This is a genomic window from Streptomyces mayteni (assembly GCF_054783955.1).
Genome location: NZ_BAAGPR010000117.1, coordinates 1 through 24,318 on the forward strand (window position 1 = coordinate 1; position 24,318 = coordinate 24,318).

A 24,318-nucleotide genomic window follows, 5' to 3' on the forward strand; every position below is an offset into this window, starting at 1 on the left:
GGCCCCGGGGCCAAGGCGGCTGCGCCGCCCGGCCCTCCGGGGCCCGGCCGGGCCGCAAGCCCGCCCCGCGCGAAGCGCGGAAAAGGGCGGGTGGGTGGGGAAAAACCCCCGGACAGGCGCCGCGGCGGCTGCGCCGCACGGGCCGCAGGCCCACCCCCGCGCGGAGCGCGCGGAAGGGTGGTGAAAAACCCTCAGGTGGACGCCGCCGCGGCTACGCGCCCATCATGTGCACGCCACCATCCACGTGCACGATCTCGCCCGTCGTCTTCGGGAACCAGTCGGACAGCAGCGCCACGACACCCCTCGCACCCGGCTCCGGGTCGGCCAGGTCCCAGCCGATCGGGGCGCGGTTGTTCCAGACGTCGGCCAGTTCCTCGAAGCCGGGGATCGACTTCGCCGCCATCGACTTGACCGGCCCCGCCGAGATCAGGTTCACGCGGATGTTCTTCGGCCCCAGGTCACGCGCCAGGTACCGCGACGTGGCCTCGAGCGCCGCCTTGGAGACGCCCATCCAGTCGTACTTCGGCCACGCCACCTGCGCGTCGAAGTCCATGCCGACCACCGAGCCGCCCCGCTGTTCGAGCAGCGGAAGCAGCGCCATGGTCACGGACTTGAGCGAGTACGCGGAGACCTCGACCGCCGTGGCGACCGACTCCCACTCGGTGTTGAGGAAGTTGCCGCCCAGCGCGTCCTGCGGCGCGAACGCGATGGAGTGCACCAGGCCGTCGAGGCCGACGCCCTCGCCCAGGTGCTCGGCGACCGCGTCGGCGAGCCCGGCCAGGTGCTCGCGGTTCTGCACGTCGAGTTCGATCACCGGCGCCGGCTTCGGCAGGCGCTTGGCGATCCGCTGCACCAGGCTCAGCCGGCCGAAGCCGGTGAGCACGACCTCGGCGCCCTCCTCCTGCGCCAGCCTGGCGGCGTGGAAGGCGAACGACGATTCGGTGAGAACGCCGGTGACGAGTACCCGCTTGCCCGCGAGAAGTCCACTCATTGTCAGTGACCCATGCCCAATCCGCCGTCAACCGGAATGACGGCTCCAGTGATGTACGCGGCGGCGTCCGACGCCAGGAAGCGGACGACTCCGGCCACTTCCGCCGGCTGCGCGTAGCGTGCCAGGGGCACGCCGGCCAGCACCTCGGCACGCCGCTCCTCGCTCACCGCCCGCGCCATGTCGGTGTCGACCCAGCCAGGTGAGACGACGTTGCAGGTGATGCCGCGGGAGCCGAGTTCGCGCGCCAGGGAGCGGGAGAAGCCGATGAGACCGGCCTTGGAGGCGGCGTAGTTGACCTGCCCCGCGGAGCCCGTCATGCCGACCACCGAGGAGATCAGCACGATCCGCCCCGCCTTGGCGCGCAGCATGCCACGCGCGGCGCGCTTCGCCACCCGGAAGGTGCCCGTCAGGTTGGTGTCGAGGACGGCGCTGAAGTCCTCCTCGGACATCCGGAGCAGCAACTGGTCACGGGTGATGCCGGCGTTGGCCACCAGCACCTCGACCTTGCCGTGCTTCTCCTCGATCTCCTTGTAGGCCTGCTCCACCTGCTCGCTCTCGGTGATGTCGCACCTGACCGGCAGGCATCCGAGGTCGACAAGCTCCTGCGGGGGCTCCCCAGAGCGGTACGTGATGGCGACCTTGTCGCCGGCGGCGGCGAAGGCGTGGGCGATGGCCAGGCCAATCCCGCGATTGCCTCCGGTGACCAGTACCGAGCGGCTCAAGGGATCACCTCTCTCTCAGTCGTGTGCTCTGCCTAAACCTAGTGCCCCGCCCTTCGGGTCAGAGGAGCGGGCCGTGACAGGCACGCCGCCGCACCACTGTGGGGTCCCTACAGCCGGTTCCCGGCCGGAACCACCCCCGGCCTGCGGTAACACCCCTGGGCACCGGGGCCGCCGGCAGGCATGATCGGAGACCGGGGGCGACACCCCCGCCACACCGGCACTCGCGGGGGCACCTGAGGCCGGTGAGCCGACGAACAGGAGAGATCGTGCCAAGATCCATCGACGAATCCTTCCTCGCGCTCCCCCTGCGCCAGTTGGCCGACGCGGCCCTGGCCAGGGCGCGGGCGTTGGGGGCAGAGCACGCCGACTTCCGGTTCGAGCGGGTGCGCAGCGCCAACTGGCTGCTGCGGAACGCCAGGCCGGCCGGTTCCGAGGACACCATCGACACCGGGTACGCGGTGCGCGTCGTGCACGGTGGCAGTTGGGGCTTCGCCTCGGGGGTCGACCTGACGATGGACGGCGCGGCCCGGGTCGCGGCCCAGGCGGTGGAGATGGCCAGGCTCTCGGCCAAGATCATCGCGGCGGCCGGCTCGGACGAGCGGGTCGAGCTGGCCCCCGAGCCCTCGCACGGCGAGCGGACCTGGGTCTCGTCCTACGAGATCAACCCCTTCGACATCCCGGACGCGGAGAAGACCGGGCTGCTCGCCGACTGGAGCGAGCGGCTGCTGGCCGGGGACGGCGTGACCCACGTGGACACCCGGCTGTGGGCCGTGCAGGAGAACAAGTTCTACGCGGACACCGCGGGCACCGTCACCACCCAGCAACGGGTGCGGGTGCTGCCGGAGTTGACCGCGACGTCGGTCGACGCGGGTAGCGGCAGGTTCGACACCATGCGGACGCTGGCCCCGCCGGCCGGCCGCGGCTGGGAGTACCTGACCGGCACCGGCTGGGACTGGGACACCGAACTGGCGGAGATCCCGGGCCTGTTGGCGGAGAAGATGGCCGCCCCCTCGGTCGAGGCGGGCGCGTACGACCTGGTCATCGACCCGTCCAACCTGTTCCTCACCATCCACGAGTCGATCGGCCACGCCACCGAGTTGGATCGGGCGCTCGGCTACGAGGCGGCCTACGCCGGCACCTCGTTCGCCACCTTCGACAAGCTGGGCAGCCTGGGGTACGGCTCGTCGATCATGAACGTGACGGGCGACCGCACCGTCGAGCACGGCCTGGCCAGCATCGGCTACGACGACGACGGGGTGCAGACCCAGTCGTGGGACATCGTGAAGGACGGCGTGCTGGTCGGCTACCAGATGGACCGCCGGATCGCGAAGCTGCAGGGCTTCGAGCGCTCCAACGGCTGCGCGTTCGCCGACTCGCCGTCCCATGTGCCGTTGCAGCGGATGGCCAACGTCTCGCTCCAGCCGGCGCCCGACGGGCCCGACACGGCGGGGCTGATCTCGAACGTGGAGCGCGGGATCTACATCGTCGGCGACGGCTCCTGGTCGATCGACATGCAGCGCTACAACTTCCAGTTCACCGGCCAGCGCTTCTACAAGATCGAGAACGGCCGGCTGGCCGGCCAGCTGCGGGACGTCGCCTACCAGGCCACCACCACCGACTTCTGGGGGGCGATGGAGGCGGTGGGCGGCCCCGAGACGTACGTACTCGGCGGCACCTTCATGTGCGGCAAGGCCCAGCCGGGCCAGGCGGCGGCCGTCTCGCACGGCTGCCCCTCCGCTCTCTTCCGGCAGATCAACATCCTCAACACCACCCAGGAGTCCGGCCGATGAGCACCAGCAGACCGCACGAGATCGTCGAGCGCGCCCTGGGGCTCTCGCGGGCCGACGACACGGTGGTGATCGCCGACGAGACGTCGTCCGCCAACCTCCGCTGGGCGGGCAACGCGCTGACCACCAACGGCGTCACCCGCGGCCGGCGGCTGACCGTGATCGCCACGGTCGGCGGCGCGCAGGGCGCGTCGGCCGGGGTGGTGTCCAGGGCGGCCGTCACCGACGAGGAGTTGGAGCCGCTGGTGCGGGCGGCCGAGGAGGCGGCCCGCCAGTCGCCGGCCGCCGAGGACGCCCAGCCGCTGGTCACCGGCGTGCCGGCGTCGTCCGACTTCACCGAGCCGCCGACCGAGACCTCGTCCGAGGTGTTCGCCGCGTTCGCGCCGGCCCTGGGCGAGACGTTCGCGCGCGCCGCCGCCGAGGGGCGTCGGCTGTTCGGCTTCGCGCAGCACGAGGTCGTCTCCAGCTACCTCGGCACGTCGAGCGGCCTCCGGCTGCGGCACGACCAGCCGACCGGGCACGCGGACCTGAACGCCAAGTCGGCTGACGGGTCCCGCTCGTCCTATGTCACGGTGCCCACCCACGACTTCGCCGACGTGGACCCGGCGGCGCTCGACGCCTCGCTGGCCAGGCGGCTGGCGTGGGCGGAGCGCCGGGTGGAGCTGGGGGCCGGCCGCTACGAGACGCTGCTGCCGCCGAGTTCGGTGGCCGACCTGGTGATCTACCAGCACTGGATGTCGGACGCCCGCGACGCCAAGGACGGCCGCACGGTGTTCAGCAAGCCGGGCGGCGGCACCCGGATCGGCGAGCGGCTCGCCCAACTCCCGGTCACCCTCTACAGCGACCCGACCGCCCCGGGGGTGGCGACCGCGCCGTTCGCGGTGGCGCACTCGTCGGGCAGCGACTTCTCGCCGGCCACCTCGGTCTTCGACAACGGGCTGCCGCTGTCCCGCACCGACTGGATCCGCGACGGCGTCCTCGCCCAGCTCCCCACCAGCCGCTTCACCGCCGGCCTCACCGACCTGCCGGTGGCGCCGCTGGTGGACAACCTGCTGCTCGACGCGGGCGGCACCGGCTCGATCGACGACCTCGTCGCCTCGTCCGAGCGGGCGCTGCTGATCACCTCGCTGTGGTACATCCGCACGGTGGACCCGAAGACGCTGCTGCTGACCGGCCTCACCAGGGACGGCGTCTACCTGGTGGAGAACGGCGAGGTCACCGGCGTGGTGACCAACTTCCGCTTCAACGAGTCCCCCGTGGACGTGCTGTCGCGCGCCACCGCGGCCGGCGCGATGGAGGTGTGCCGCTCGCGCGAGTGGGGCGAGTACTTCCCGCGCACGGCGATGCCGGCGCTGCGGATCCCGGAGTTCAACATGAGCTCCGTGAGCCCGGGCGTCTGACCCGCCGCCTGCCCGCCGCGGCCCTCGGGGCCGCGGCGGGCGTCACGGCACGCGGCCGTCCGGCGTCGCGCCGTACACCGTCTCCAACCGCTGCCGCCTGCGCCGCCACACCACGGCGGCGAGCACGGCGGCGACCACCACTACACCACCACCGACGGCACCCACCACCGGCCACACCGAGTCCTCGGCGGCTTCGCCGGCGGCGGGCTCGCCCGGCTCCACCTCCGCCTCCGCGTCGGCGCCGGGCGCCGGCTCGACCTCGGTCTCGGCGGGCTGGGGCTCGGGTGTCACGGGCGGGTCGAGGGACGCCTCGTACTCCTCGAACAACGGATTGACGTCGGGATCCCCCGGATCCCCCTCCCCATCGACGATGACCCGAGCCGGCTGCACCATCCCGTACCCCACGTACTCGTCCCGCTCACCACCACCGCTGGCGGTCCCGATCATGGCCCGCAACACCTGGTTCTTGGTCCAGTCCGGATTGGCCGACCAGATGAGCGCGGCGGACGCGGAGGCGAGGGCGGTGGCGTTGCTCGTGCCGTTGGTCAGGCAGATCTCGGGGCTACCCAACTCACACCTGCTTGCGATGTCCGTGCCAGGGGCCGCGATGGCCACCTGGGGCCCGTAGGTGGAGTACGTGGCCCGCTCCGCATCGGGACCGACAGCAGCCACGCCCACCACCCCATCGTGGTTGGCTGGAAAGGTGGACGTGTTTCCTTCGTCGCCAGCATTGCCGGTGCCGGCGAAGATCAGCACGTCCTGCCGGGCCGCTTCCGCGAACGCGGCGTCGAGTTCCTCACTCAGAAACCCCAGGTCAAGGCCGGTGAGCGAGATGCTGATGATCTGGGCACCCGAATCAATCGCGTAGCTGATCGCCTCGACGTACCGCTCTTCCAACGCGAAGTCGAACCCGCCGCCGTCCTCGGACGCCCCGGGAGTCTGCCGGATGGGAAGAATTGTGGCCTCGGGTGCGAGACCAAGCACGCCCCCGTCAGCACCCGTCCCCGCGATGAGGGATGCCATGGCGGTCCCGTGACCCTCGATGTCGACGTGGGCTCCTTCCTCCCCCCAGGTGAGGTCGACGCCGTCGAGGACCTGGCCTTGCAGCTCCGGAATCGAATCGTCAACGCCCGTGTCAAGGACGGCGACAGTGATCCCCTCGCCCTGGGTGTGCTGCCACATGTCCTCCGACCGCAGCACACCCAGGTGCCAACTGCTATCTGTTTCATCGGCATTGGCACCGGGGGCCGCGAGCCCCTGACAACACAGGGCTGCGGCGAGCGCCCCCGCCCACAGACCCCACCGTCGACGCGTATCCGAGCGGTTAGCGTGCGACACCATGCGTTCAACCGATCCTTTTCTGCGCCTCGCCGGGCTCATCGTCGGCCCTGAGGCCTCGACGCCTCCGTTTCGGCTGCGTGGTGCGGCCGTTGGAGTATCGGCCTGGCTGTTCCGTCGACTTCCGCGAGCCGTTGTTCGCCCCCTCGGGATGCCTAACAACCGGTACCCCACCTGGGCCACGAACGAGCCCCGTGGTCGGGTCGCGGTAAGCAAACGGCTTCTGAGCCCCAATCGCCGTGCTGGCGGGCAGGCCACGCCCAGCACTCGGTGGTGGTTGAGGGATCCCGCCGATGATTCCGCTTGGCGGCTGCAACCTGCCAGACGGCCCGTTCGCCAGGGGAGGGCCACCCTGCACGGGTGCGCGGCCAACCACTGATCCTGGCTCCCTTCCTTCTCCGGCTCCGGGCAGCAGGTAACCAGCGTTTCCGGATCGCCATGGTTCGCTGGGTGCGGTTCCCTGAGGAGAACGAACGGGGATCTGCGAGCCGTTGCCGGGCGGCCGTCCCGTCTGGGGGAGCTGCGGCCGCGGCGCGTTACGCGGGTGAGGGGGAGTCAAGCCGGCCACCCCCGGAAGAAGTACGCGATCAGGCAAGTCCGCACTACCGCCTCGCCCAGGACCCAGCCCTTCCGAGGCAGGTTGGCGTTCGACAGGTGGAACCACTCGCTCGGCAACGGGCGTAGTCGAGTCGAGTGACGTGCCGATCAGCCCCTCCGGAACGCCGCCGGGAGGCACTACCTCCTCTGTCCACCGTCTCCCCTGAGGCACAGTGGCTGCCGGGTCACTCCGGACCCGATATCCCTGTTCATTACCAGGGGCTGCGGCGCCATGGCTGATCCCCGTCCCGGACTCAGCCGGGGTGACGAAATAGCCGCCGCTGTCGTCGGTGATTCGGTCCGGGAGCGTAATCGGCCTGAACCGCGGTTCCTCGGCCTCCGCCATGTCGTCGGCGGCCACCCGGTAGCTGCTGGTCAGGACCTCGATCGCCCGGATGGCCTCCTGCCGTTCCAGTTCCTCCCCCACCGTGGGGAGCGCCGCGCCCACCAGTGGCACCTGCCGCTCCGGGACCGGCGGCATCGCGCCCCGTACCTTGAACAGCGCCTCGCCGGCTCCCTGCAACGCGTTGCCGACTTTGCGCGCGTACGCGGCCAGCGAGGCGGACTCCTCCACCAGATGCCGGCCCCACGCCCGGAAGGCGTCGGCGCCCTCGCCCTGCCACTCGACCTGCGACATCCGCAGGAAGATCTGCTTGTCCGCGCCGTTCAACACGTCGGCCATCGACAGCAGGACGTCCGCCCGGGTCGTCAACTGCTCGGGATTCGCCCCGGCCAGCATCGCCGCCAGTCGCTCGTGCGTGTAGTCCTCGAAGTCCCCCACGCCAACGCCCCCTCCACCGCGCCCGGGCCCAACTCCACTCCCACCAGTCTAGTGAGGTCACAACTACACCCGGCGACCGCATTACCGGCGGATCGCCTGAGTATCCCTACTCAGGCGCGCACTTGGTCGCCCTGCTACCTTCGTCCCGGTTCAGGTCCGGAAGGGGGAGGAACGACCGTTGGAGCCCAGCGAACCAGCCGCCGATCTTCGCGTCGACTCCGCGGTTCTCCGCGAGCTCGCCGGCCGCGCGGAGCAACTCGTCAACCGGCTCGACGCGACCCTGCGCAACCTACGCACCGAAGACGGCGGCGCCCTCCGTCGGCTGGACCCTCTCACCTCCGCCGACGTACTGCGGCGCGTGCAGCAGAGTTGGACGGGACGGCTCACCGCCCTCAAGCAGGACTGCGACGGTCTGTCGAGCGGCCTCAACGGTGCCGCCGACGACTTCGACGCCACGGAGGCCGGCGTCCGCGAGTCGATCGACGGCGCCGGCCGGCTCCCCGACTGGGCCGAGCCTCGGGAAGAGGCCGCCCGGTGATCACCCTCCCCCAGCTGCGGGACATCCAGCTCGCCACGCTCTCGGTTCAGGCCGGCCACTGGGGCCAGGCGAGCCGCTCGGCGCGGGAGTCCTGGGAGCTCGTCGACCGTCAGATGACCGCCGTGCTCCGCGAGTCCGCGGCCGAGGGCGAGGCGGCGGGCCAGGTTCTCGCGCAACTCACCAGGCTGGCCGACAACTTCGAGTACGCACGGATGGAATGCGGGCTGGTCGAGACCGCGCTCAACGGGCTGACGCAGGAACTCGGCGAGGTCCAGCGCCGTCTCCGCGCGGTGCTGGACGAGGCGGCCGAGTACGGCTATCCGGTCGGCGACGACGGCGGCGTCAGCTACCCGGCGGTCGAGCGGGACACCGGGACCGCCTCGGGCGGCACGGCCACCGCGACGACGCTCGCCAATCCGTCCCTGGACGCGTACGCCAACCCCCATCAACCGGAGGCGCAACGCCTGGCCAGCCGCATCGCCGACATTCTGCGGGAGGCCGACGCGGCGGACGCGGAGTACGCCCGCGCGCTGGCCGAGCTCGAGACCACCGACGATCTGACGGTCACCCGCGCCATGTGGTCCGACGCCGCCGCCGACACGGCGGCGGTCACCGGCGCGATGGACGACGTGCTGACCGCGTCCCGGATCCCGGACGGCCTGACCGCGGCCGAGAACCGCGACTGGTGGGCCGGCCTCGAAACACGCGAACGCGACGCCCTGCTCGCGCTCTTCCCGGAACACGTCGGCGCCCTGGACGGCCTCCCGGCCGAGGTACGGGACACGGCGAACCGTGGCCTGCTGGAGATGGAGTACGCCACCGTCAGCGACCAGTTGGCCGAGCACCTGTCCCGGGAACCGCGATCCGACGCCACGGCGTGGGAGTTGGCGTCATGGACCGCCGAGCGGGAACGGCTGGCGGGCGCCGTCCGTGGCATGGAGAGCATCCAGGCCCGCTTCGACATGACCGGCGTCGAAGGTCTCCCGGAGGCCTACCTACTCGGCTTCGACACCGCGGCGGACGGCCGCGCCATCATCGCCAACGGCAATCCGGACACGGCGCGCCACACGGCGGTCTACGTGCCCGGCACCAGCGCCGACCTGGCCGGGGTCGAGGGCGACATCGCGCGGATGACCGACCTCTGGCAGGAGATGGAACTCCGCGCGGGCGGTCAGAGCGTCTCCACGATCACCTGGCTCGGCTACGACGCGCCCGACAACGCGATCCCGTTCAGCGACGGCGACGGGCTCCTCCCGGACGCCTCGTCCCCGTCCTACGCCCACGAGGCCGCCCCGGCGCTGGCGGGCTTCATGGACGGGATCCACGCGTCACATCGCGGGTCGGAAGCCGCCCACACCACCGTGATCGGGCACAGCTACGGCAGCACCGTCATCGGTGCCGCCTCCCAACATGACGCCTTCCGAACCGACGACATCCTCGTCGCGGGCAGCCCCGGCATGCTCGTCGACAGCGCGGAGGAACTCGGCGTCGGGAGGAGTCACGTCTGGTCCCTCGCGGCCAGCACGAGAGAAGACTACGTTCCGTTGTTCGGGGCGCCGTTCCTGGGCGGAGACGCCGTCGACGTGAACCTTGAGAGGAGCAGGCTCGGACTGCCCTACCTCGACATCGACATTCTCCCGCAGGTGCCCTCGATGGAGAGCTTCGGTGCGAACATCATGACCACGGACTCGGACGGTCACGGCGCGTACTGGGACGTCGACCAGAACGGTGAATCCTCCGTCAGTCTGCAGAATCAAGCGCGAGTGGCCTTGGGCCAATACGACCGAGTGGAACTGGAATGACGAAAGGCATCACGACGTGGCGCGCAAAGGTGAAGGTACTGATCGCCGCTCCGCTCTTCCTGTCCGCCGCTACCGTGGCGTGCTCCGACGTGGATGACGCCCAGAGCGGAGAGGGTTCCGCCTCGCTCACGGTGCGGTCGGTGGAGGACGCCCGAGCCGATGCGCGTGGTCTTTCCAGCAGCATTCTCGACCTCTCTGGCGTGCAAGGCAGGGTGTCCGAACCGGGTCCTCGGGTCACCACATGTGAAGAGGATCCGGACAGGGAGCGCCTGTACAGGATCCGACACTCCTGGTCCATCACCGAGACCTCCGCTGAGTCGCTGGCCGCGGGCATGGACCGCCTTCGCAGCCAACTCCCCCAAGAGGGTTGGGAGGTCGTCGAGGAAGGTGAGCTGAACAATGCCGAACGCACGCCTCGTATCCTGTTCGAGAACAACGAGGTGGAGTATGCGGCCAACGTCACGCTCGAAGGCGGGGACAGCGACGCGCCGCTGTTGGTCGTAACCCTCGTCTCCGCCTGTTTCAGCACCCCCGAAGGCGAGAGCCCGCGCGGCGAGTTCTGACGACGCCGCCCTGGTGTCGTTAGCGGACGACGTCGAGGACCTGCTTCTGCAGGCCGTTGCCGTAGACCTCGTGTTCGACCAGCCGCAGCTTCTGCGTGTCCTTGTCCGCCGTGCTGAACAACCGCTTGCCGGCGCCGAGCAGCAGCGGGTAGACGAGCAGGTGGTAACGGTCGATCAGGTCCGCGTCGGAGAGGGCGCGGTTCAGGGTGGCACTGCCGTGGACGATGATCGGGCCGCCTTCGGTCTCCTTGAGGGCGGCGACCTCGTCGAGGGACCGCAGGATGGTGGTCTCGCCCCAGTTGGAGACCAGCCCGTCCTCGGTGAGGGTCGTGGAGACGACGTACTTCGGCATCGTCCGGTAGTCAGCGAACTCCGCCATGTCGGGCCACACCGGGCTGAACGACTCGTAGCTGACGCGGCCCAGCAGGACCGCGGTGGCCTCCTGCTGCTCCCGTCCCTTGATGTCGAACGCCTCGGGGAAGAACTCGATGTCCTTGAAGGTCCAGCCGGAGTTCCGGTAGCCGGGTTCGCCGCCCGGTGCCTCCACGACGCCGTCGAGCGATATGAAGGCCGTGGTGATCAGAGTGCGCATGGGTTTTCTCCTCGCTTGGCATCTCGCATGAGTGATCGGTGGTGGGTGGCTGGGTGGGTGGGTGGGTCAGGCCAGCAGGCCGGTCAGCCACCGCTGCCACGCGGCCTCGGCGGCGGCGCCGTCCGGGTCCTGGCCGGTGGGGCCGAAGAGGTGGTGGAACATCAGCACCACGCCGGGGAAGTGGTGGAAGCTATAGAGCCCGTCGGCGGTGCGGACGGCGACGCGCTCGTCGTCGGACCAGGTCACCTCGCCGTCCAACGCCGGCAGATCGACCGGCTCGGCGTGTGCCCGCACACCCACGGCGACCTGGCCCGGCAGTGAGAGCGCGCGGATGAGGGCCGCCCGGATCTGCGGTGCGGCGCGCTCACCGGAGGGCGCCATGGCGAAGACGGGGACCCCGGTGCGGCCCGGGAAGTGCGCCAGGTACTCGCGGAGCGTGTGGAGGTGGAACGGCCAGCCGCGACGCAGCGCGTCGTACTCGTCCTGCCAGTCGTCGCCGAGCACGCCGCTCTGGACGATGCGGAGCACCGTGCTGCCGCCGTCGCGCCCCTCGACGAGGTACTCGAAGGCCATGAACCGGCCGTCCTCGGCGGTGCCGGTGCGGGTGGCGAGGCGCTTGCCCGGCTCGTAGGCGGTGACCACCGCCTCCTCCCGGTTGCCGCCGATGTCCATGGCGGTGGTTCCGCCCTCGCGTGGCTCCACCTCGTTGCGCCCCATGAACCAGGAGTCGATCCCCGGGCCGGTGGCGATCGCGTCCCAGACCTGCTCGGGGCTCGCCGGCAGGGTGGTCTCCTGCTCGATCTCGAAGGGGTGCGTCATCGCGGGTTCTCCTGTCGTGCTTCGGCTTCGTTCTCTCGCGCCTCGCCGGTTCCGTCCTCGCCCGCCGCGGCACCGGGCGGCGCGGCCCCGGGCGGGACGGCGGCCGGGATCTGGTGGAGGCCGACGACCACCCGGTGGCTGCGGCCGCCGGTGGCGAACTCGTCGTGGTAGCGGCCCACCAGGGTGGCCACGACCTCGGCCAACTCCTCGGCGAAGGCCGTCCGGTCGGCGGCGGAGGCGAACCGCACCTCCGCGTCGATGCCGAAGGAGGCGACCCGGCGCCGGGCGCGGGTGGCGCCGGTCAGCAGCGTGCCGACCTCCTGCACCAGCCGGGCGCCGAGCGCCAGCAGCCAGCGGGCGGAGAGCTGGTCGGGGGACCGGGAGGGGTCCGGGCTGACGGCGGCCAGGGCGCTGGGCGAGATGACGTACGAGGCGGCGGTGGCGCGGTACACCCGCTCGGTGACGTTGCCCTTGCGCCGCTCCTCGGCCAGCTCGACCAGCCCGTGACGCTCCAGCTCCTTGAGGTGGTAGTTGACCTTCTGCCGGGGCAGCCCCAGGCGGCCGGCCAGCATGGCGGCCGAGCCGGGCTCGGCCAGGGCGGCGAGGATCCGGGACCGTATCGGGTCCAGGGACGCCTCGGCCGCGGCGGGTTGTTCGATCACAGCGACGTCTAGCACGCCCTCACTCTCCTACCGACAAAAAAATTTGTCAAGGACAGAAGAGTTGTCGGTGGCGCGGCACGGCTCGGCACAGCGCGGGCGGAACGGCGGTCTCCCCTTCGCGCGAGGTTTGTGTTGGACTGTCCGGAGATAATCCGTACGCGACGATGAGGTGAAGGCGATGCCTCTCGAGGGCGAGTACGAGCCGAGTCCGGCGCAGTGGGTGCGCGAACAGGTCGAGTTGTACGAGAGTTCGGGTGGCACACGGGGCACGACGCTCTGGGACACGGGTCTGCCGGTCGTCATTGTCACGATGCGCGGCGCGAGGAGCGGCAGGATCCGCAAGGTTCCGCTGATGCGGGTGGATCTCCAGGACGGCCCCGAACGCCAGGGAATGATGGCCCGTGAGATCACCGGGGACGAGAAGACCCAGTGGTGGCAGCGCGCGGTCGCCGCGTATCCGCCGTACGTCGAGTACCAGGAGAAGACCCGCCGCGTGATCCCCGTCTTCGTACTCGAACCCGAGCACCTGGCCGGGCCGGGAGAAGCCCCGGTGCCGACGAAGGACTGAGGTTCGGCCCCGCTCGCGGGGCCCGGCCGGGCGCCGCACGGCTGGGGACAGGAGCCCCTGCCTCCGCCGTCGGGGGGGTGAGGCGCCGGAGTCGGAGACTGCTGCCATGGGAGGGAGATTCGGTGATCGGCAAGGTGCAGTGTGTGGTTCTGGACTGCCCGGACGTCCTGGAGCTCGCGCGGTTCTACCAGTCGCTCCTGGGCGGCACGGTCAACCAGCCCGATCCTCGGTGGGCGGTCGACGACGAGTTCTCGACCCTACACAGCGGCTCGGGCCTCGTGTTCGGGTTCCAACGCGTGCGGGACTACCGAGCCCCGCGGTGGCCGGACAGCGCGCATCCGCAGCAGTTCCATCTGGACGTCGAGGTCCCCGACCTCGACCAGGCCCAGATCCAGGTCCTCGACCTCGGCGCCACGCTGCTCCATGTCGACGCCGGCGGCTGGAGGATCTTCGCGGACCCGGCAGGCCATCCGTTCTGCCTGCTCGGGGGCTGACCGTTCCGCCTGGCCGGCTGGAGGCAGGCAGGCCTACGAGCCTGTCGCGCCCCGTCCGGTTCCGAGGGGGACGGACGGGGGTGGGAGGGGGGCGATCTCGCGGTCGAAGAAGTCGACGAACTCGTCGGCACGGGCGAAGAGCGTGTCGAAGCCGGCGGACGTCTCCTCGATCAGCGCGTGATCGGTGTAGCGGTTGGCCCCGTCCGCGTTGCCGTCGCTGTCGTAGATCACCTCGTACAGGGCGACGTCTCCGAGGATCACCACCTCGGGTACCGGGCGTTCCCGCTCGATGTCCGCGACACCTCGGGCATCGACGACCCTGATGTCGTCCCCCAGCTCGACGCGCAGGCGGAGCACGTGCAATTCCCACTGCACGTAAGGGGTGACCGGGAATTCGACAACGCGGAGACGGCGTTGCCTGACCCCGCGACGCGCGATCTCCCCGATTTGTTGGGTGTAGACGTCGCGCTTCTCCTCGATGAGCGAGAGCGCCGTATCCCACTCTCCCCGGTGGAACGCCTCCCAACTGGCGAATCCCCGTTCGGCGAAGTGTTGGCCTCGCTCGAGCTTCCTCAACTGCCCGATCCCGCTGTTCTGGACCCGGTAGAAGTCCTCGTGGTACTTCGGGCGAGCGAGCCTGGTGACGGGGCCACTCGGAAAAGAATCAAACATGGGGAATATCCGGCTTCGCCGCGATCAACATGCTCCGGGGAATCACCACGAGCCGCTCGTCGTCTCCGATGGACACACCGGCGGGGAGCCGTGCCCCCAGGGAGTCGGTGAGGTCCCGCCCGATCACGGCGACGTCCCCGTTGGAGAGCTCCCAGATATCCGGGCAGTCAGGGGTATCGGTCGTGTGCCCTAATTCTTGTGGCGACTTTCCGAGCCGTTTCTTGAAACTCACGGTCGCATCGGCTTCCCATGGCCTGGGCCTGTTCAAGATCCCCGCCTCCCTTGATTCACGCCGCATCGTCGCGACCTTAGCACTCACCCCACCGAGCGTCGACGGCTCGCTCCGGCGCGAAGGAGCAGATCAGGGCGCGCCGCACGTCACCCATGGCCGATTTTGAGACGTTGCGGCTGGAACAGCTTGCCACTTCACGATCATCCATGCGTGAATGCCACTTCGCGGGCTGCGGCAAGGCGCCGAGCGCAGCATCATATGACTTATCTGATCTATTGTTGACAAGCTGGGCAATGCGATTCAGGGGGAACAGTGGATCCGGCTATCACTCTGTTCGCATCTCACGCTGGAAGAGCAGCCGTATTCACCGGTCGGAGATGAAGGGCCCCGTGGACGGGCACGCCGAGGACGAGGGCCGCGTTTACCAGTCGCAGGGTGACCAGCACATCAGCGAGCACCACCATCACTACGCAGGTGGGCCGGAAGCCACGGCTGGGCCCGACTCCGTGCGTCGGCCTCTGGTCAGCAGGGCCCCCGTCGTCCTGCGGGATCGGGCCGAGGTGTTGAGCCGGCTCCGCGACAGCGTCGCGCCGGGTCGTGGGGGCGAGGTACACGTCCTCCACGGCATGGGTGGCTGCGGCAAGACCGCCGTGGCCTGGGCGTTCTTCCAGCACGCCACGGAGGAAGCCGGCCGCGTGGGCCTGTGGGTCAATGCCGCGAACCGCGCCAGTCTGCGCGCCGGAATGCTCGCCGTGGCCGCCGACAGAGGGGCGGGGGACGGCGAACTGCTCGCCGCCCGCAACGGGTTCCGGCCCGCCGCCGATCTGGTGTGGCACCACCTGGACCGGTCAACCGAGCCCTGGCTCCTGGTGCTGGACAACGCCGACGACCCCACGATCCTCAGGGACGGCCACTGGCTCCGCACCAGCCCACGCGGCTGCGTCGTGGTCACCACCCGGCGGTCGGCCACGCGGTGGTGGCCGGGGGCCGAGCTTCAGCACATCGGCGTGCTCCCCCGCGACGACGCCGCCCGCGTGCTGTGCGACCTCGCTCCGGACAGTGGAACGGTGGAACAGGCCGCCGAGATCGCGGACCGGCTCGGTCGGCTTCCGCTGGCGCTCACTCTCGCCGGCGGCTTCCTGGCGCACCAGATCATCGATCCGTGGTCGATGGACACGTACGGTCGCCGCCTGGACGAGGACCGCCCCGTCGAGCTGATAGACCGTGGGGCCGACGCCCTGGCCGAGGAGGATCCCCGACAGCTGGTGGGCCAGACCTGGCAGTTCACCCTCAACTCGTTCGAGGCCCGTGGACTGCCCGAGGCGACGGCCCTGTTGCGGCTGTTGGCCCGCCTGGCCCCCGAGCCGCTGCCCCTGACCGTCCTCAACAGCCCGGAGATCGACGGCGTGCTGCCCCGCGCCCGCGCCGAGACGGCGCTACGCGCGCTGCTCGACCACTCGCTGACGGAGCTGGTCGACGCCGGCGTCCGGTGCGTGCACAGCCACGCGGTCCTGCTGGACAGCGTCATCGCGACCACACCGCCCGAGCGCCTCCCCGCGCTCGACGCGACGGCCGCCGCGCTGCTGAACGCCGCCGTCCCCGCCCTGCCGGACGCCGGCCCGCTCGACCCGCGCCTTCGACTGCTCGCCCCGCACGTGCTGGCGCCGCTGCGGCACGCCCGAGGTCAGGGCGCGGCGGGCGGCCTGCTGGCCCTGGCGACGCGGCTCGCGACGGCCCTGCACCGCACCGGCGACTACCTGTCTTCCTGGGAGACGGCACACGCGGCAGCCGACCTCGCCGAGCCGACGCTCGGCGCGCACCACCGCCTGATCCTGGCCGCCCGCTCGCGCGAGGGACGGTCCCGCTTCCGGCTGGGCGGATACCCGGAGGCGGAAGCGCTCCTCGGCCGCGTTCGCGCCGACCAGGAACGGCTTTTCGGACCGGCCGATCCCGACACGCTGGACAGCTGCCAGGCGCTCCAACTGGTGCTCGGCAATCTCGGCCGCCGTGAGGAGGCCCTGACGCTGCTGCGGCGCACGGTGGCGGGCCGGGAAGCGACGCTCGGGCCCACTCATCCCCTGACCCTGCGCTCCCGCGCGAGCCTGCTGGTGCTGCTGACAGGACCCGAACTCGCCGCACCGGCCAACCGTGAGCTGCTGTCTCTGCCGCAGGACTGCGCGCGGCACCTCGGCCCCGATCACATCGTCACCCTCGGCGCCCGACACAACCACGCCTGGGCGCTGTATCTGCTGGGTCGCTACGACGCCGCCGAAGCCGAGATCCGCCAGGTCGCCGACGCGTACGAGCGCCGCTTCGGCCCCGACTACCCCCTCGTGCTGGCGGCTCGGCAACTGCTGGCACGCATCCGGGCCGCGCTCGGGCACGTCGACGCGGGCATCGAGTTGATGTCCGACGTCACGGGCCGACGGGAACGTGCCCTGGGCCGCGAGCATCCGTTCACGGCCGCGAGCCGGGACTTTCTGGCCGAGTTGAGGGCCGGCGGGTGGCGCCCGCCTGAGCCGCCCGGCTGAGCTCGTACTCGCACCAGACCGTCTTGCCTGGCGGCCGTTCGGCCACGCCCCAGCGCGCGGCCAACGCCTCGACGAGCAGCAGGCCGCGGCCGGAGCCCGTCTCGGCATCGGGCCGAAGGACAGTCGGGCGGGCCTCTCCCCTGGCGTCCGACACCTCGATCCGCACCAGGCCGGCGGTGAGGACGATCCGCAGCCGGAAGTCACGACCGCGGACCTGGCCGTGCCGGACGGCGTTGCTCGCCAGCTCGGCGACGAGGACGGCGAGCGTGTCGGAGTCGCTGGTGCCGTACGGGATCCCCCAGGCGTTCAGGCGCTCGACGGTCAGCAGCCTGGCGAGCCGGGCGCCGCGTGGGGTGGAGGAGAAGAGTATGGCGAACTCGGCAGGGAGGAGGAGGTGTTCGGAGTTGTCCGGGTTCCGCCGCGTTGCGTGCATGACTGACAGCTTCGCGACGTTCGAATTGCGTTTTCCACGTTTCCGCGCGTACACGGTGTCGCCGTACGCGCACGGATGGTGAGACGTACTCGGTGGGTGGGTAGGACGCCGCGCCAGTGAGATCACGAAAGGCGGTGCTGGCATGACGGCTGAGGACGAGACGCGGGGCCTGGAGTCGGAGCAGGAAGAGGAGGGGCAGTTGGACACGGGCGATCCAGGACCGAACGTCTTCAAGCTGGTGGGCGCGCTGCTGAAGTCTCTGCGCCTGAACGCGGAGATGGACCGGGAGACGTTCGGCGCGCGGATGGGCTACAGCGCCCACACGATCGCCTCCGTCGAACAGGGCCGACGACGTCCGCCAGGGCCGGACTTCCTGGACCGCTCGGACGATGTGCTGAACGCGGGCGGCCTGTTGAAGGGCGCGAAGAAGGAGATCGCGAAGGCCCGGCTGCCTGCGTTCTTCCGCGGCGTCGCCAAGCTGGAGGAGACCGCGGTGGAGTACCACTCGTATCAGACCCATGTGATGCCGGGCCTGCTCCAGACCGAGGACTACGCCCGGGCGCTGTACCGGATGCGGCGGCCGGTGTTGGACGATGAGACGGTCGAGGAACGCGTCGCGGCCCGAAAGACCCGGCAGGACATCCTGATCCGCAAGCCGGCTCCGACCATGAGCTTCGTGGTCGAGGAGGTGGTGCTGCACCGGCCCTTCGGCGGACCGGCGGTTCTGAAGGGGCAGCGGGAACGCCTGCTGCGCGTTGGGCAGCTACGCAACGTGGAGATCCAGATCATGCCGACCGACCGCGAGGATCACGCGGGCGATGCCGGCTCCCTGATCTTGCTGCGGCCGGAGGACGAACCGATGGCCGTATACGTCGAAGCCCATGACGTGAGCGCGCTTCGAACCGACCCAAACACCGTGCGCACCCTCAGCCAGCGGTATGAGACCATCCGGGCGCAGGCTCTCACTCCCCGGGAGTCAAGGCGCTACATCGAGAAGCTGCTGGGAGAACGATGATCAACACACCGTCCCGTCAGAGTGCTTCCGAACTCACCTGGGTCAAGAGCAGCTACAGCACCAGCGAAGGCGGCGACTGCGTCGAGGTCGCCGCTGCCCCCTCCGCCGTGCAGGTCCGGGATTCCAAGGTCACGGCCGGCCCTCGGCTCGCGCTCGGGCGGGGCGCCTGGGCGTCCTTTATCGACCGGCTCCGGGACTGACACGGATCGTAGGATGGCCCCCGACCAGCCATCCACGATCGACGACCGTCAGGACCGAAACGTGACACGCCTCGGCGATTCCGTGCAGCGCGCGTCCGCGCTGTTCGCGCAGGATCTCTCCTCCGACTCCACCGTGCGGCAGCTGCTGGAGGAGACGCGGTCTCGGCGGTATCTGGACCTCTCCGACCTGTCGCCCGAGGAGCAGGCGGCGCTGATCGCGTCGCGTGCGGTGGACGTGCTGCCCGGGGCCGAGGGGCTGGCGGAGCGGATCGGCAAGGCCCGGGAGGCCGGGCGTGGGCTGCGGGTGAAGTTCGGCATCGACCCCACCGCGACGGACGTGCACCTGGGGCACACCGTGCCGATGATCGTGCTCAGCCGCTTCCAGCGGATGGGGCACGAGGCGACGTTGCTCATCGGCGACATCACCGCCAAGATCGGCGACCCGACGGGCCGGTCGGACGAGCGGCCGCCGCTGACGGACGAGGACATCGCGCGGAACCTGGCCGGCTACCAGGACCAGGTGCGGCCGTTCTTCGACTTCGAGCGGGTGCGGGTCCGGCACAACAGCGAGTGGCTGGCCGGGATCACGCTGCCGAAGCTGATCGGGGTGCTGTCGCACGTCTCGGCGTCCGCGCTGCTCCAGCGCGAGGACTTCCGGAACCGTCTGGAGGGCGGGCACGGCCTGTCGATGTCGGAGCTGATCTACCCGGTGGCGATGGCGATCGACTCGGCCGAGATGGACGCGGAGATCGAGCTCGGTGGCCTCGACCAGTTGCTGAACATGCAGATGGGGCGGCGGGTGATGGAGATCTACGGGCTCACGCCGCAGATGGTCGTCACCATGCCGCTGATCGAGGGCACGGACGGCTCGGGCGCGAAGATGTCCAAGTCCAAGGGGAACGCCATCCCGCTGACCGCCACCCCGGACGACGTGTTCGGGAAGGTGATGTCGATCCCCGACCGGCTGATGGAGCCCTACCTGCGGGCCTGGACCGAGTGGACGGACGACGAGCTCGCTCTGGCGAAGGGGCGGCTGGCGGACGGCACGCTGCACCCGATGGACCTGAAGCGGGTGCTGGCCGGCGAGGTGGTGGCGGTGCTCGACGGCGTCGAGGCGGCCATGGCGGCGCGGGCCGGGTTCGCGGCGCAGTTCTCGAAGAAGAGCTTCACCGAGGTGGCCGCGCTGCCCGAGCTGGTGCTCGCCGAGCACGGCGCGGACGCGGTGACGGCGGTGCTCACCCAGGTGCTGGAGTTCACGCCGAGCGCGTCGGCGGCCAGGCGGCTGGCCAAGCAGAACGGGCTGCGCCTGGTGTTGGAGTTCGCCGGGGGGCGGCAGGACGCCGGGGTGCTGGCCGAGTCGGACGCGCTGCGGCCGTTGGCCGAGGTGGTGCGCGAGCGGCTCGATGGCCTGGAGGAGAAGCCCGAGGGCGTCTACCTCAAGGCCGGCCGCAAGCTTGCCCGGGTCTTGGGGTAACCGCCGAGGAGGCGGGGCGTAGCGTAGGACCCGGTGGTGATCAGCATGCGGCTGCGAAGTGGAAAATCGGATCCGGCGGTGTTCCGGATCACAGGAGCCCGGCAGGGGCTGCACGACGACGTGCAGGGGAGACAGCGGCGTTACGTGATCTCCATGCTGGTGCGCACGGTGGCCGTGGTGCTGACCGTGGCGCTGTGGAACGTCAGCCGGCCGGTCGCGGTGGTGGCCCTGGTGCTGGGGGCGGTGTTGCCGTATGTGGCGGTGGTGATCGCCAACGCCGGCCGGGAGAACGTGCCTTCGCTGCCCTCCACGTTCATCACCAGGGATGCTCCCCCCACGCTGCCGCCGAGCGCGGGGGAAGCACACAATCGGAACTGAACCTTCCGTTCGGAGTGACCGAAGAAATCCTCACATCATTGGGCCGTTCGGCTGCGGTGATCGGGGCATTGCATGTCATACTTCAAAGGCGCTCCGCATCCCCCGTCGGAGCGACGGACCGACGCCGGGCGGCTCCCCCCGTGGCTGCCCGGCGTCGCCTTTTCCCGCATGCCGCGCCAGAAGTTCCCGTGAGATTTGTGGGGGAGATGAATGGATCCCGTGATGCCCGACCCGGCGCCGGAGACCGTCGTCTGCTCGGCCAAGGGCTGCCGTGCGGCCGCCTTGTGGGTGTTGGCCTGGAACAATCCCAAGCTGCACACGCCCGAGCGGCGCAAGACCTGGGTGGCCTGTGACGACCACCGCGAGCACCTGTCCACGTTCCTCTCGGTGCGGGGATTCCTCAGGGACGTGGTGCCGCTCGCCGAATGGGAGGCGCGGCGGGCCTCAGCCGCCGATCGCTGACATCGGCCGGTTCGGCTGGACGAAGGCGGCGGGGTCGTCGAGGCCCGAGCCCCGCTTCTTGCCCCACATGGCCACCCGCCACCGCTCGGCGAGCTCGGCGTCGTCGGCGCCGGAGCGGAGCGCGCCGCGCAGATCCGACTCCTCCCTCGCGAACAGGCAGTTGCGCACCTGGCCGTCGGCCGTCAACCGGGTGCGGTCGCAGGTGCGGCAGAACGGGCGGGTGACCGAGGCGATGACGCCGACCCGGTGCGGGCCGCCGTCCACCAGCCACCGCTCGGCGGGCGCCGAGCCGCGCTCCGCGCTCTTCTCGGGGGTGAGCGTGAAGCGGTCGCCCAACGACTCCAGGATCTCGCTCGCGGTGATCATCCGCTCGCGCTGCCAGCCGTGTTGGGCGTCGAGCGGCATCTGCTCGATGAACCGCATCTCGTAGCCCCGCTCCATCGCCCAGGACAGCAGCTCGGGAGCCTCCTTCTCGTTGAGCCCGGGCATCAGCACCGCGTTGATCTTGATGGGGGCGAGCCCGGCCGCGCGGGCGGCCGCGAGGCCCCGCAGCACGTCGTCGTGGCGGCGGCGCCGGGTGAGGCGGTGGAAAGCCTCGGGATCCAGGGTGTCGAGCGAGACGTTGACCCGGTCGAGGCCGGCGGCCCGCAGCGCCTCGGCCGTGCGCTCCAGGCCTATGCCGTTGGTGGTCAGGGACAGGGATGGGCGCGGCCGCAGCGCGGCGCACCGCTGGACGATGGAGACGAGCCCGGGCCGCAGCAGCGGCTCGCCCCCGGTGAATCGAACCTCCTTCACGCCCAGCTCGGTCACGGCCACCGTGACCAGCCGGACGATCTCGTCGTCGGTCAGCAACTCCGGTTTGGTGAGCCAGGAAAGGCCCTCCTCCGGCATGCAGTAGGTGCAGCGCAGGTTGCATCGGTCGGTGAGGGATACCCGTAGGTCGGTGGCGATCCGGCCATAGGTGTCAAGCAGCATGCGCGAGCCTCCGCCGTGTTGAAGCACTGGGAGCAGATGTCTCGCAGCGTACGACACCCCTCTGACAGGAGCGCCGGCGCCGAGGAGGCGGCCGAGAAGGGGCCGTGGCGGGGCGGTGAGGGGGCCGCGGGAGGGCCGTGGGAGGGGGGAGCCTCGGGAGGGCATGGCCGGGGCGAGGCGACGGCTAGGCGGCGGCGAGGCGACGGCCCCTCAACTCCCCTCCGTGCCACGGACGCTGTCGGTGCCGGCCCGTATCCTCAGTGACCATGCTCGAAGACCACCACGCACCTGCGGCCCGCGTTCCCCTCCAGCCGTCCGCCGACCGGCCGTGGCCCACGGGCTACCCGGCCGGATACGCCGTGGTGGACGTGGAGACCACGGGGCTCGCCAGGGACGACCGCATAGTGTCCGCCGCCGTCTACCGGCTCACCGCCCAGGGTGACGTCGAGGACCACTGGTACACGCCCGTCAACCCGCTGCGCGATCCCGGCCCCACCTGGATCCACGGGTTGACGACCGAGATGCTGGAGAGCGCCCCGCTCTTCCCCGACATCGCGGGGGAGTTCGCGGAGCGGCTCGCGGGGCGCGTGCTGGTGGCGCACAACGCCGTCTTCGACTGGACGATGATCGCCCGCGAGTACGCGAGGGCCGGCCGGGCCGCGCCCGTCGAGCAACGGCTGTGCACCATCGCGCTGTCCAAGGCGCTCGCGCTGCCGCTGGCCAACCACAAGTTGGAGACGCTCGTGGCGTACTTCGGCGTCGAGCAGCGGCGCGCGCACCACGCGCTCGACGACGCCCGGGTGTTGGCCGAGGCGTTCCGTCCGAGCCTGCACCGCGCCGCCCGGCAGGAGCTGCGGCTGCCGCTGCTGACCTGCCTGCCGATCACCGAGTGGTCGGACTCCGGGGGCTCGCCGCCCGGCCGCGACCCGCTGCGGTCGTCCGCCGCCTCCGCCGGCTGGCGTGGCGGCTGGCGGCAGGTCAAGCGGCGGCCGGCCTGCCCCTACCCCAATCCGGGCCGGTACGAGGTGGGCGGGCGGCTGGTCCAGGGGATGCGGGTGGCGTTCTCCGGGGACACCTCGACGGACCGCGAGCTGCTCGAGGACCAGGCGTTCGAGGCCGGGCTGCACATCGCGTCGAGCGTCTCGAAGTACACCAGCCTGCTGGTGACCAACGACCCGGATTCGGCGACCAGCAAGGTGGTACGGGCCCGGGCGGTGGGCACTCCGATCCTGGACGAGGCGGCCTTCACCCAGCTGCTCAGGGACGTGGCCCCGGCGCCTGAGGGGTGACCCCCGTCGGGTACGGTCGTGACTTGTGTACCGCTTTCTGCTGTCCCGGCAGTGGGTGATCCTCACCCTGGTCGCCCTGCTCATGATCCCGACGATGATCTGGCTCGGGTTCTGGCAGCTGCACAGACACGAGCAGCGGGTGGCGCGCAACGACCTGATCGCCGGCAGCCTGGAGGCGCCGCCGGTCCCGATGACCGAGCTGTCCTCGGTGGGCGGCGCGCCCGACTCTGACGACCGGTACCGGGCGGTCACCGTCACCGGCGTCTACGACGCGGACCACCAGGTCGTGGTCCGCAACCGCACCAACGGGGACGGCGCCGTCGGCTACCACGTCCTCACCCCGATCGTCGCGGCGGACGGCACGGCGGCGGTGGTGAACCGCGGCTGGATCGAGTCGGGCCCCGACCTCACCCAGGCCCCGGAGATCCCGGCCCCGCCGAGCGGCGAGGTCACGGTCACCGGCCGGCTGATGGCGGACGAGACGACGGACACCACCGGCATCAGGGAGCGCTCGGGGCTGCCGGACGGCATGGTCATGATGATCAGCAGCCAGGAGCGGGCGGCCGAGACGGGCGAGCCGACGCTGGGCGGCTTTCTTGAGCTGACGGAGACCTCCCCCGGGCCGGCCGGTCAGGACGCCCAGGAAGGCCAGGCGCAGCCTGAGCCGCTGCCCGAGCCGGACCACACCGGGATCGGGGCGCATCTCGCGTACGCCTTCCAGTGGTGGATCTTCGCGGGCGGCGTGCCGGTGGGGTGGTTCCTGCTGCTGCGTCGCGAGGTCCAGGACCGGCGCAAGGCGGCGGCGCGCGAGGCGCGGGCGGCCGAGTCGGCCGCCTCGGCGGAGGAGGCGGACGAGTCCGCCGCGCAGCGGCCGGACCACGCGCCGGCCTGAGGCCGGGGCCCCCACCCACCCGCCCTTTGTTCCGCGCTTCGCGCGGGTGGGCCTCGGGGCCGAAGGCGGCTGCGCCGCCGGGCAGATGCCCCGCGCTCCGCACGGGATTAT

At 70.8% G+C, this 24,318-nt stretch carries 26 protein-coding genes; 15 read left to right on the forward strand and 11 right to left on the reverse strand.

The genetic code is table 11. From position 1 onward, the window contains the following. Window positions 1-211 precede the first annotated feature (211 nt). Window positions 212-991: an enoyl-ACP reductase FabI gene (fabI, locus tag ACYVPE_RS33410; RefSeq protein ID WP_461037545.1), complete on the reverse strand. Its 780-nt coding sequence runs from the start codon at window positions 989-991 to the stop codon at window positions 212-214. Between the two features lie 2 nt (window positions 992-993). Next, window positions 994-1,713, reverse strand: a complete 720-nt coding sequence (gene fabG, locus ACYVPE_RS33415) for a 3-oxoacyl-[acyl-carrier-protein] reductase (protein ID WP_461037546.1) — start codon at window positions 1,711-1,713, stop codon at window positions 994-996. A gap of 266 nt (window positions 1,714-1,979) precedes the next feature. Here fabG and ACYVPE_RS33420 point away from each other — a divergent pair, with 266 nt between their 5' ends. Next, on the forward strand, window positions 1,980-3,503 hold the full coding sequence (locus ACYVPE_RS33420; protein ID WP_461037547.1) for a TldD/PmbA family protein: 1,524 nt from the start codon (window positions 1,980-1,982) through the stop codon (window positions 3,501-3,503). Then, entirely contained in the window at window positions 3,500-4,900 is a 1,401-nt protein-coding gene (locus ACYVPE_RS33425; RefSeq protein WP_461037548.1) for a metallopeptidase TldD-related protein, read from the forward strand. The genes ACYVPE_RS33420 and ACYVPE_RS33425 overlap by 4 nt, the downstream gene beginning before the upstream one ends. Window positions 4,901-4,942: 42 nt before the next feature. Here the strand turns inward: ACYVPE_RS33425 and ACYVPE_RS33430 are convergent, their stop codons facing one another. Beyond that, entirely contained in the window at window positions 4,943-6,241 is a 1,299-nt protein-coding gene (locus ACYVPE_RS33430) for a S8 family serine peptidase (protein ID WP_461037549.1), read from the reverse strand. Between the two features lie 4 nt (window positions 6,242-6,245). Further along, on the reverse strand, window positions 6,246-7,616 hold the full coding sequence (locus ACYVPE_RS33435; RefSeq protein WP_461037550.1) for a WXG100 family type VII secretion target: 1,371 nt from the start codon (window positions 7,614-7,616) through the stop codon (window positions 6,246-6,248). A gap of 178 nt (window positions 7,617-7,794) precedes the next feature. Here ACYVPE_RS33435 and ACYVPE_RS33440 point away from each other — a divergent pair, with 178 nt between their 5' ends. The 3 genes from ACYVPE_RS33440 to ACYVPE_RS33450 are packed head-to-tail and all read left to right on the forward strand — an operon-like array spanning window position 7,795 to window position 10,519. Continuing rightward, the gene (locus tag ACYVPE_RS33440) at window positions 7,795-8,154 is read left to right on the forward strand and encodes a WXG100 family type VII secretion target (RefSeq protein WP_461037551.1); all 360 of its coding nucleotides are present in this window, start codon (window positions 7,795-7,797) and stop codon (window positions 8,152-8,154) included. Further along, window positions 8,151-9,956 (forward strand): alpha/beta hydrolase, encoded by a 1,806-nt coding sequence (locus ACYVPE_RS33445; protein WP_461037552.1) that lies wholly within the window; start codon window positions 8,151-8,153, stop codon window positions 9,954-9,956. The genes ACYVPE_RS33440 and ACYVPE_RS33445 overlap by 4 nt, the downstream gene beginning before the upstream one ends. Next, window positions 9,953-10,519: a hypothetical protein gene (locus ACYVPE_RS33450; RefSeq protein ID WP_461037553.1), complete on the forward strand. Its 567-nt coding sequence runs from the start codon at window positions 9,953-9,955 to the stop codon at window positions 10,517-10,519. The genes ACYVPE_RS33445 and ACYVPE_RS33450 overlap by 4 nt, the downstream gene beginning before the upstream one ends. A 19-nt stretch (window positions 10,520-10,538) precedes the next feature. Here the strand turns inward: ACYVPE_RS33450 and ACYVPE_RS33455 are convergent, their stop codons facing one another. From ACYVPE_RS33455 to ACYVPE_RS33465, 3 genes are all read right to left on the reverse strand, one after another. Continuing rightward, window positions 10,539-11,111 (reverse strand): dihydrofolate reductase family protein, encoded by a 573-nt coding sequence (locus tag ACYVPE_RS33455; protein ID WP_461037554.1) that lies wholly within the window; start codon window positions 11,109-11,111, stop codon window positions 10,539-10,541. A 66-nt stretch (window positions 11,112-11,177) separates the two neighbouring features. Further along, window positions 11,178-11,930, reverse strand: coding sequence for an SRPBCC family protein (locus ACYVPE_RS33460; RefSeq protein ID WP_461037555.1), 753 nt, complete (start codon window positions 11,928-11,930; stop codon window positions 11,178-11,180). Then, on the reverse strand, window positions 11,927-12,607 hold the full coding sequence (locus tag ACYVPE_RS33465) for an ArsR/SmtB family transcription factor (RefSeq protein WP_461037556.1): 681 nt from the start codon (window positions 12,605-12,607) through the stop codon (window positions 11,927-11,929). Before ACYVPE_RS33465 ends, ACYVPE_RS33460 begins: the two co-directional genes overlap by 4 nt. Before the next feature lie 163 nt (window positions 12,608-12,770). On the opposite strand from ACYVPE_RS33465, the gene ACYVPE_RS33470 reads away from it, so the two are divergent. Further along, complete coding sequence (locus ACYVPE_RS33470; RefSeq protein ID WP_461037557.1) at window positions 12,771-13,160, forward strand: nitroreductase/quinone reductase family protein; 390 nt, start codon at window positions 12,771-12,773, stop codon at window positions 13,158-13,160. A 122-nt stretch (window positions 13,161-13,282) separates the two neighbouring features. Further along, entirely contained in the window at window positions 13,283-13,654 is a 372-nt protein-coding gene (locus ACYVPE_RS33475; protein WP_461037558.1) for a VOC family protein, read from the forward strand. A 33-nt stretch (window positions 13,655-13,687) separates the two neighbouring features. Here the strand turns inward: ACYVPE_RS33475 and ACYVPE_RS33480 are convergent, their stop codons facing one another. After that, window positions 13,688-14,326 (reverse strand): DUF6879 family protein, encoded by a 639-nt coding sequence (locus tag ACYVPE_RS33480; RefSeq protein WP_461037559.1) that lies wholly within the window; start codon window positions 14,324-14,326, stop codon window positions 13,688-13,690. Then, entirely contained in the window at window positions 14,319-14,624 is a 306-nt protein-coding gene (locus ACYVPE_RS33485) for a hypothetical protein (RefSeq protein WP_461037570.1), read from the reverse strand. Before ACYVPE_RS33485 ends, ACYVPE_RS33480 begins: the two co-directional genes overlap by 8 nt. A gap of 311 nt (window positions 14,625-14,935) precedes the next feature. On the opposite strand from ACYVPE_RS33485, the gene ACYVPE_RS33490 reads away from it, so the two are divergent. Then, window positions 14,936-17,089, forward strand: coding sequence for a tetratricopeptide repeat protein (locus ACYVPE_RS33490; RefSeq protein ID WP_461037560.1), 2,154 nt, complete (start codon window positions 14,936-14,938; stop codon window positions 17,087-17,089). On the opposite strand, the gene ACYVPE_RS33495 is transcribed toward ACYVPE_RS33490, so the two are convergent. Then, the gene (locus tag ACYVPE_RS33495) at window positions 17,016-17,522 is read right to left on the reverse strand and encodes an ATP-binding protein (RefSeq protein WP_461037561.1); all 507 of its coding nucleotides are present in this window, start codon (window positions 17,520-17,522) and stop codon (window positions 17,016-17,018) included. The genes ACYVPE_RS33490 and ACYVPE_RS33495 overlap by 74 nt on opposite strands. A 142-nt stretch (window positions 17,523-17,664) precedes the next feature. Between ACYVPE_RS33495 and ACYVPE_RS33500 the strand changes: the two genes are divergently transcribed. The 5 genes from ACYVPE_RS33500 (at window position 17,665) to ACYVPE_RS33520 (ending at window position 21,051) form a co-directional block, all read left to right on the forward strand. Further along, a complete protein-coding gene (locus ACYVPE_RS33500) occupies window positions 17,665-18,537 on the forward strand; it encodes a helix-turn-helix domain-containing protein (RefSeq protein WP_461037562.1) in 873 nt (290 codons plus the stop codon). Then, window positions 18,534-18,737, forward strand: coding sequence for a DUF397 domain-containing protein (locus ACYVPE_RS33505; RefSeq protein WP_461037563.1), 204 nt, complete (start codon window positions 18,534-18,536; stop codon window positions 18,735-18,737). The genes ACYVPE_RS33500 and ACYVPE_RS33505 overlap by 4 nt, the downstream gene beginning before the upstream one ends. Before the next feature lie 61 nt (window positions 18,738-18,798). Next, on the forward strand, window positions 18,799-20,211 hold the full coding sequence (gene tyrS, locus ACYVPE_RS33510; RefSeq protein WP_461037564.1) for a tyrosine--tRNA ligase: 1,413 nt from the start codon (window positions 18,799-18,801) through the stop codon (window positions 20,209-20,211). A 45-nt stretch (window positions 20,212-20,256) separates the two neighbouring features. Then, entirely contained in the window at window positions 20,257-20,589 is a 333-nt protein-coding gene (locus ACYVPE_RS33515) for a DUF3099 domain-containing protein (protein WP_461037565.1), read from the forward strand. Window positions 20,590-20,799: 210 nt separating this feature from the next. Then, window positions 20,800-21,051, forward strand: a complete 252-nt coding sequence (locus ACYVPE_RS33520) for a hypothetical protein (RefSeq protein WP_461037566.1) — start codon at window positions 20,800-20,802, stop codon at window positions 21,049-21,051. Here the strand turns inward: ACYVPE_RS33520 and moaA are convergent. After that, complete coding sequence (gene moaA / locus ACYVPE_RS33525) at window positions 21,034-22,026, reverse strand: GTP 3',8-cyclase MoaA (RefSeq protein WP_461037567.1); 993 nt, start codon at window positions 22,024-22,026, stop codon at window positions 21,034-21,036. The genes ACYVPE_RS33520 and moaA overlap by 18 nt on opposite strands. 266 nt (window positions 22,027-22,292) lie before the next feature. Between moaA and ACYVPE_RS33530 the strand changes: the two genes are divergently transcribed. Both ACYVPE_RS33530 and ACYVPE_RS33535 read left to right on the forward strand, forming a co-directional pair. Further along, window positions 22,293-23,315, forward strand: coding sequence for a DEDDh family exonuclease (locus ACYVPE_RS33530; RefSeq protein WP_461037568.1), 1,023 nt, complete (start codon window positions 22,293-22,295; stop codon window positions 23,313-23,315). Between the two features lie 25 nt (window positions 23,316-23,340). Then, window positions 23,341-24,207 (forward strand): SURF1 family cytochrome oxidase biogenesis protein, encoded by an 867-nt coding sequence (locus tag ACYVPE_RS33535; RefSeq protein ID WP_461037569.1) that lies wholly within the window; start codon window positions 23,341-23,343, stop codon window positions 24,205-24,207. Window positions 24,208-24,318: the final 111 nt, after the last annotated feature.